The organism is Lentibacillus populi, from assembly GCA_014642895.1.
Taxonomy (GTDB): Bacteria; Bacillota; Bacilli; order Bacillales; family Amphibacillaceae; genus Lentibacillus_C; species Lentibacillus_C populi.
In genome coordinates, this window is sequence record BMJD01000088.1 from 1 (window position 1) to 5,038 (window position 5,038).

Genomic DNA, 5,038 nt, shown 5'->3' on the forward strand with positions numbered 1-5,038 from the left:
GACGGAGCCATCTTTGATTGGACTTTGACTTTTTGACAAAAATCACAGGAATGACATTTGCAGAAAATTATAAATATATTTATGCAACGCTAGTGATGGTAATGTTATAATGAAAATAAATATGTATCGGGAAATGACGGTGATGATATGTTATCTCAACAGGAAATCCTTGATGAATTGTCAAAAAAATTGAATATATGGAAAGAAAAATATGGTGTTAAGCGTATTGGCTTGTTTGGTTCGTACAGCCGCGAAGAGCAAAAAGAATCCAGCGACATTGATGTGATAGTAGAATTTAATGATACAGACTTGTCTTTTGATAATTACATGGACTTAAAATTCAACCTTGAGGATCATTTTCAGAAGCCGGTTGATTTAGTCATATTGGATGATATTAACCCCGCTTTAAAACCCAGTATTTTAAGAGGGGCTATATATGCAAAGGGAGCCTAGGGGAGCCTAGAGTCTTTTTAGAAGATATTTTATCCGCTGCAGTTAAAGTAGAGAAATTTACTAGAGGAGTAACCTATGACTATTTCCTAGATAATGATTTAGTTTTCGATGCGGTCATTAAGAATATTTTGGTTATCGGAGAAGCGACCAAAAATATTCCAGTAGAAATCCGAAAAATGAATCCTCAAGTTGAGTGGAGAAAGATGGCTGGAATGAGAGATATGATGATTCATGGTTATTTTTCCATTAATTATCGGATTGTTTGGGATGTAGTGCAAAACAAAATTCCTACACTTAGACAACAAGTAGAGCAACTTTTAAAAGAAATTGATTAACTTTTCAACATTACTGGCTTAAAAGAAAAGGTCAATCAAAAGCAAAGGTATTGTACCTTCAACAGGGAAAATACCGAAGAAATGATCAAATCTTTTTTATAGCTACAAGAAAGAACCCTGGACTTGCCAAATAGGCATTGTTCAGGGTTTAATGTAGTGATCAGGACATAAGCACCCAGCTCATTAAAAAAAGTGGGGGATGATGCTTCTTACTTTTCAAATGGCTGGGAAACAGGTTATGATAGGTACTTGTCATAATAAAACTATCTTTTTTTACAGATAGAAGAGGTGGGTATGAGTGACATCCCAAACTTATAACAGAAAGACAATTGTCGCCTTGCTATTGGCGGGGGCATTTATTTCAATCTTAAATCAGACGACGATGATAACAGCAATCCCTCCGATTATGAAAGAAATGCATATTACTGCAAATACAGGCCAGTGGTTAACAACCGTTTTTATGCTTGTCAATGGTGTGATGATTCCCGTTACAGCATTCTTAATTGAACGCTTTACAACACGGCAGCTCTTTATTTCAGCAATGAGCATTTTTGCCTTTGGAACATTAATTGCCGGAGTTGCGCCGAACTTCGGTGTTCTTTTATTTGGACGAATTGTACAGTCAGCCGGTGCCGGGATTATGATGCCACTGATGCAAACGGTCTTTTTATTAATTTATCCAATTCATAAGCGAGGCGCTGCGATGGGGCTGGTTGGCCTAGTTATCCAGTTTGCTCCGGCTATCGGGCCGGCCCTGTCCGGTTGGCTGATCAGTGCTTATTCCTGGCGTGTCATGTTCTTTGTCATTTTGCCTATTGCCCTTTTGCTTATTGGCATTGCTACGCGTGTCATGCAAAATGTTACAGAGCTGACCCGTCCGAAAGTCGATATCTTATCTATTATTCTATCCTCGTTTGGTTTTGGAGGATTGCTTTATGGCTTCACCTGTGCAGGAAATTTCGGCTGGGGAAATTTGACAACCATACTCACCTTAACAATAGGTGTGATTGCTTTGGTTCTGTTTATTGTGCGGCAGCTGCGACTTGCCCATCCGATGCTGGAATTCAGGGTATTTAAATATTTTATTTTCACATTGACGACCGGCATTGGAATGCTCGCATTTATGGGTCTCATTGGAATCGAAACTTTGATCCCGCTTTATATGCAAAATATGCGGGACTTCACAGCGATGGAATCCGGATTGGCCATTTTACCCGGGGCACTCGTCATGGGTTTGATGTCACCGATCACGGGGCGTATTTTCGATAAAATTGGCGCCAAGTGGATGGCGATTACGGGATTAATCATCATGACTCTCACGACATTGCCATTTGCAAACCTGACGACTTCAACTTCGTTTACTTATCTCACCATCTATTATGCTATTCGGATGTTTGGATTGTCGATGGTGATGATGCCGGTGACAACGGCTGGGTTGAATCAATTACCTAAACGGTTAATCGCGCATGGGACAGCGATGAATAATACCATGCGCCAGGTCTCTGCTTCGATTGGAACGGCGATTCTTGTGACTGTCATGACCACAACGGGAGAGGAGGCGAAGCAGGACCCAACGATCTTAACCCCGATGATTCATGGCGTGAATGTTGCCTTTATAGTGATCACCGTGCTTTCCGTTGTTGGTGTCATTTTGGCCTTTTTTATAAAGAAAACCTACCCTCCAGAGGAAGCAGAGAAATTAGTGGGTGCAAACAAATCGGTAAGAAGTTAAATTTTACTCGATTTTTTCAAGAAGGAATTCTTAGCTGTATCAGGCAGAAAGTTGAAGATTAAAGTAGAAATTTGGATATACTGAGCGGGGGCTCCATTTTGATTCAATCTTTTTTCAAAATGGAGCCTTTTTAATTAATATATATGTTTAAACAGTAATAAAAGGAACAATTTAACGACTAATCTCCCCTTTAAAAAAGGGATCTTTATTATTGTGTCGAAATAAAGAATACAGAAGACTATATATTGAGACAAAAGAAGTAGAGGAGGGACTTTTTGAGGAAAATGAATTTTTCTGACAGAGGTTGTCAGGGTACAAGCTGTATAATCTACTGTGCCCCACGGCATTTATATGATTTTACACAAGGATTGGTTCTTTGATTTTATAACAAAGGAGAAATATTCATGAACAAACAAAAATCAGATACACCGATCATTTTGGTTCCCGGATTCTGGCTAGGGGCATGGGCATGGAATGATGTTACAGATGTCCTCCGAGCGGATGGTTACAATGTCAGAGCTTTGACGCTGCCAGGTTTGGAATCAAATGATACCGATCGTTCTGCAATTAATTTTTCTGACCACGTCGATGCCATATGTGATGCCGTAAAAGTAGCTGGGGAGCCTGTTGTGCTCGCCGTACACAGTGCTACTGGAGCCACAGGTTACGCTGTGAGTGACCGCATGCCTGAACAAATCGCTGCCATGGTGTATGTTGATAGCTTCCCCGAGAAGGATGCAATGAATCCGGAATTCGATGGCGTTGAGATGCCGTTTCCTTCGTGGAAAAACCTTGATGAGGCCGACATCAATGGAATGAGCGATGAACACCGTAATCTATTAAGACAACGAGCTGTTCCCGAGCCGGGTGGTGCTGTACGTGAGGCACCTGTTTTGACCAATGACAGGCGACTTGATGTGCCGAGCACCATTATTTGCACAGCGCACACATCTGATGAGATCAAGTCTTTTATCGAAAAAGGGTGGCTAAGTGGCCCCGAAGAGTTGAATGATGTTACCTATGTTGATCTGCCGACACACCACTGGCCAATGTTGTCACGCCCGAAGGAGCTAGCCGCGGCGTTAGGCGATGTTGTCCAGAATATCATTTCTGATTGAATCCCTTGTAAGATGGTAATTATGGGATTGCTTCAAATCTCCTTTTGCAGCAGGAGGCGGGCAAGTGGAGGATATGGACTTGCTACCACATATCATATAAAAGTTAAGGAAGAAGATGTTAAAAAAGGCGGTGAAGCAAACACCACTAATTCTACATTGTTACCCATCGGGTGCGATTACGAATAAGAATCGCGCCAACATAGCATATAAGGGCCGGATTGTTTAAGTTTATGGATTGCGGAGATGAGTAATTTGGAGATGCTTATTTGGGTGATAACAATCGTGGTATTAGTCGGTTTAACTATGGGTGTCTATTCCACATTATATTTGCTGGGTTGTGTAAGTCCGAAGAGAAAACGTTTATTTTAGGAGTTGACTTTGCAAGCAATGCCTTTGGATGTTGCAGATGATTTTGATATGATATACGATGTTAATGTTTTTTATCACTATCATTAAACGTGGAAAAACGTTTGGAAAATACACATTAGACTCAGGAGTGAATAGACATGCTACAACATTTTTCCAATGGTTATGTCGCAAAAACCCTTTTTCAAAGCAGCTTGCCAAAGGTGCAAGATGATGACCAGGCTGCAATGCAATTTAAAGAAGGCTTTAAATTATCCAGAAGGGCAATGAAGTTTGCAGGCTTTCTTGAATTGATCGGTTCCATATTTTTATTTATATCAATAATATCCAAATCAGGGAAAAAATTTGCGAGAATTGGTGCGCTGATGATCAATATTGTTCTTGGCGGTGCCATTTTTAAACACCTTGAAGCCGGACATGGCGTGAATGGCTCAAAAAAGGCATTAAAATTGTTCGGTTTAAATACGCTTAATTTTATCCCGCCTAAACGGGCAGTAAGACCCCCACTTCAAGTTTTCGAGAATAGACGAGAAAAGTAAGTGGGGGATCAACTGCCCGTAAAGGTCCGATTCTGTTAAACTAACAATCAGTGGGGATGAAAAAAACCCCCCACTGATTGAAGTTTCACTTTATTTGGTTCTACAATGCCATCTAAAATAAATAATTCTTCAATAAAAGGGCGTTTTAGAGGAACAAGTTCAAAAAGTGCCTTTGCTATTGTGTAAAGAAAACAGAAAATTAACGATACATAATTTATGAATCATGATGTAGGAGGTTTAACTAGATGGAGGTAAGTATTTTAAAAAAATGCGATTTCGAGGACATGAAAAAACTATTTTTAGATGTATTTTGGATCTATGTCAAGAAATTGGACACTAGAAATGGTGAATTTTTTAAATTCCTACCGCGCTCCGCTTGCTTCCCTCTCTGTTAAAAGAAGGGGAAAGAACGCCCCTTCTTTTAACAGAGAGGCTAGTACGTTTTTCTATAAAGCTATCTTACCTTAGATACATTTTTTCATACGCCATTGGTGC

At 40.1% G+C, this 5,038-nt stretch carries 5 protein-coding genes; all 5 read left to right on the plus strand.

Translation table 11 applies throughout. The features are described 5' to 3' along the window. Positions 1-147 precede the first annotated feature (147 nt). The 5 genes from IEX12_RS22760 to IEX12_RS22780 all read left to right on the plus strand — a co-directional run bounded on the left by IEX12_RS22760 (position 148) and on the right by IEX12_RS22780 (position 4,543). Positions 148-453: a nucleotidyltransferase family protein gene (locus tag IEX12_RS22760; protein ID WP_188725963.1), complete on the plus strand. Its 306-nt coding sequence runs from the start codon at positions 148-150 to the stop codon at positions 451-453. 26 nt (positions 454-479) lie between these two features. After that, the gene (locus tag IEX12_RS22765) at positions 480-788 is read left to right on the plus strand and encodes a HepT-like ribonuclease domain-containing protein (protein WP_286171349.1); all 309 of its coding nucleotides are present in this window, start codon (positions 480-482) and stop codon (positions 786-788) included. 298 nt (positions 789-1,086) lie between these two features. Then, complete coding sequence (locus IEX12_RS22770; RefSeq protein WP_088051429.1) at positions 1,087-2,520, plus strand: MDR family MFS transporter; 1,434 nt, start codon at positions 1,087-1,089, stop codon at positions 2,518-2,520. A gap of 404 nt (positions 2,521-2,924) precedes the next feature. After that, on the plus strand, positions 2,925-3,638 hold the full coding sequence (locus IEX12_RS22775; protein WP_188725964.1) for an alpha/beta fold hydrolase: 714 nt from the start codon (positions 2,925-2,927) through the stop codon (positions 3,636-3,638). Positions 3,639-4,144: 506 nt separating this feature from the next. Beyond that, a complete protein-coding gene (locus tag IEX12_RS22780) occupies positions 4,145-4,543 on the plus strand; it encodes a DoxX family protein (protein ID WP_088051427.1) in 399 nt (132 codons plus the stop codon). Positions 4,544-5,038 lie beyond the last annotated feature (495 nt).

Coding starts and splice junctions, on each gene's coding strand:
- IEX12_RS22760 (WP_188725963.1), top strand. CDS start 148: ATGTTATCTCAACAGGAAATCCTTGATGAATTGTCAAAAAAATTGAAT.
- IEX12_RS22775 (WP_188725964.1), top strand. CDS start 2,925: ATGAACAAACAAAAATCAGATACACCGATCATTTTGGTTCCCGGATTC.
- IEX12_RS22780 (WP_088051427.1), top strand. CDS start 4,145: ATGCTACAACATTTTTCCAATGGTTATGTCGCAAAAACCCTTTTTCAA.